2 protein-coding genes are annotated in these 2,028 nt (G+C 55.8%); one reads left to right on the top strand and one right to left on the bottom strand.

Translation table 11 applies throughout. The features are described from left to right. The first annotated feature begins 260 nt into the window (after nucleotides 1-260). Entirely contained in the window at nucleotides 261-866 is a 606-nt protein-coding gene (locus tag B7R21_RS19220; protein WP_147305988.1) for a hypothetical protein, read from the top strand. Nucleotides 867-965: 99 nt separating this feature from the next. On the opposite strand, the gene B7R21_RS19215 is transcribed toward B7R21_RS19220, so the two are convergent. Next, the gene (locus B7R21_RS19215) at nucleotides 966-1,682 is read right to left on the bottom strand and encodes a DUF559 domain-containing protein (protein ID WP_172592297.1); all 717 of its coding nucleotides are present in this window, start codon (nucleotides 1,680-1,682) and stop codon (nucleotides 966-968) included. Nucleotides 1,683-2,028: the final 346 nt, after the last annotated feature.

Below are 2,028 nucleotides of genomic sequence, written 5' to 3'. Positions count from 1 at the left end.
AGGTTCCAGTGTCTTATAAACCCCGATCGGGTCTGACCCGAGGGGGAAGACGGCCCGCTCAGTTTCAAGCGACGACGCGTGTTGGCTGAGCCTGAGGCGTCGACCTGACACGCTTCAGAAACCTTTACGTTTTTGAGACGGTTCTCGCGGGCTAATCCAAATTGTGGAGTCGTTAGAGTTGTGCCTCATGAGACGACGGACAGACATGCCATTGGTCTCAATGTGAGAGTCTCAAGTGTTGTCAATTCAATGGGGGAGCGATGGAGCTAGAAGGTTTTGCGAAAGACGGCCGGCCGGTCAGATTGTCAAGTGACGGAACCTGGGTGTTCTCGAATTCGGCAAAAGAGGGACCAACTGGTGGAGCTGATTTCAGGAAGGTCGCTTGGGGGGTTGGTCGAGCCGCGGTTGTCGCGGCCGAAGGTAGAGAACCAGATCGTACCGAAGACAACTTTTTTGGTTTCGACCTAGTCTTGGCGCAACTTGATGCGACGGCGCTCTACATTTTTGTTGAAGACGTTCTCACGCGAGCTAAGTACCTCATTAATCAGGAGCACAGCCATGATGGTGCCTACCTCATAGACTTCTTGACTCTCAATGACTTGCTTACGCAAAAATACGGGCAACCGAACGAGGTAAATGAGTACTGGGTGAACAGCCTTTACCAAGACTCTCCTGAAGATTGGGGATTGGCGGTTTCGGCAGGACATCTGAGTCGCTATTACGTCTGGGATTTGCCAGAGACTGAACTTTATTTGGCGTTGAAAGGCGACAATTTCAAGGTGGGACTTGAGATTGAATACACGGGAAAAGCATTCCAGGAATTTGAAGCTGCTATCCAGACAGCTGCAGTTCTCGACGAGCTGTAGACCGGCTGGCCTATCTCTGATTAGTAATGCGTCGGGTCGGCGCGAGGAGCGCAGAGCTTTCTTAAGCCGCTGCGATGAGTGTGAGTTGCGTCTTGCGCGCTAACTGAGGTTTGCCTGCAGTTGGGCGTCCTGAATCCGGCGGACAATCTTGGATCCTCGTTTTTGGAAACCTAGTTCAGTCATGGTCATGGCGAGTTCGTCATCGGCGTTGCGGATAACATGATCGCTTCTGATCCAACGAATGATTTGAACGAGGAGCGCCGCTGGGTAGTTATCTATGGGGTAGCCGGCAGTAAACCTGGGGCGCGTGATTGTTCGAGTGCCTATGGGTAGCTCCCATGCGGCTGACACATCTCCGGTGGCGGCCGGCCCGACTTCGTCAGATCGGCTGAGGGCGGATTCGTAAGCCGCAATGGTGTTGGTCACTTCTTGGTCGGCATTGTTGAACCAGTCGGTGCTCCAGATCCGATGAAAGACCCACCCCCGGCGTTCGAGTAGTTGTTGCCTGAGCCTGTCCCGTTCTCTCGCGGTGTGGCCGGAATGGTACGCGGCTCCGTCCGCTTCTATGGCGAGGATGTGGCGGCCGGGTTTCGACGGGTGCCGAGCGGCAAAGTCCAGCCGATATGAACCCACACCGACCTGTGCGTCAAGGTTGAGTCCGGCTGCAGTAAGACGGTCACGGACGTCGATCTCGAATGGGTTCAGAGGAATGTTCCGGTTTGGCCCGTCACCGAGATCGGCTCCCCTGGAGGCCATGAATTTCATGAAGTGGTACATGAGGTTGTACCCGCGACTGTGGTGTGCGTCTTCTGCCATGTCATCGGGACCGAAGCTGCTTATTAGGGTCATCCGTAGACGAGCTCGGCTGATCGCGACATTGAGGCGACGCTCTCCGCCGGGTTGTAGTAGCGGTCCCCAGAAGAGCCGGAGTTTTCCGTCAGCGGCACGGCCGTATCCGATGCTGAGGAGGATGGCATCTCTTTCGTCTCCTTGGACTCGTTCGACAGCCTGAGGTTGACCCCGAATTCCGGACACTGACCAGGCGGGTTTCGCGTGTTTGCGGGCCTGTCGGGGAGGATGTCCGTGATGGGCACAAGCAAGAGGAAGACTTATACGCCGGAGTATCGCCGTGAGGCGGCGCGGCTGGTGATCGACACGGGCC

It is taken from the genome of Subtercola boreus, assembly GCF_003399625.1.
GTDB classification, from domain to species: Bacteria; Actinomycetota; Actinomycetes; order Actinomycetales; family Microbacteriaceae; genus Subtercola; species Subtercola boreus_C.
This window is presented reverse-complemented; position numbering and strand designations above follow the sequence as displayed.

What these genes read in the sequence shown, in the direction of transcription:
- B7R21_RS19220 (WP_147305988.1), top strand. Translation starts at nt 261, where the DNA reads ATGGAGCTAGAAGGTTTTGCGAAAGACGGCCGGCCGGTCAGATTGTCA.
- B7R21_RS19215 (WP_172592297.1), bottom strand. Translation starts at nt 1,682, where the DNA reads ATGGCAGAAGACGCACACCACAGTCGCGGGTACAACCTCATGTACCAC.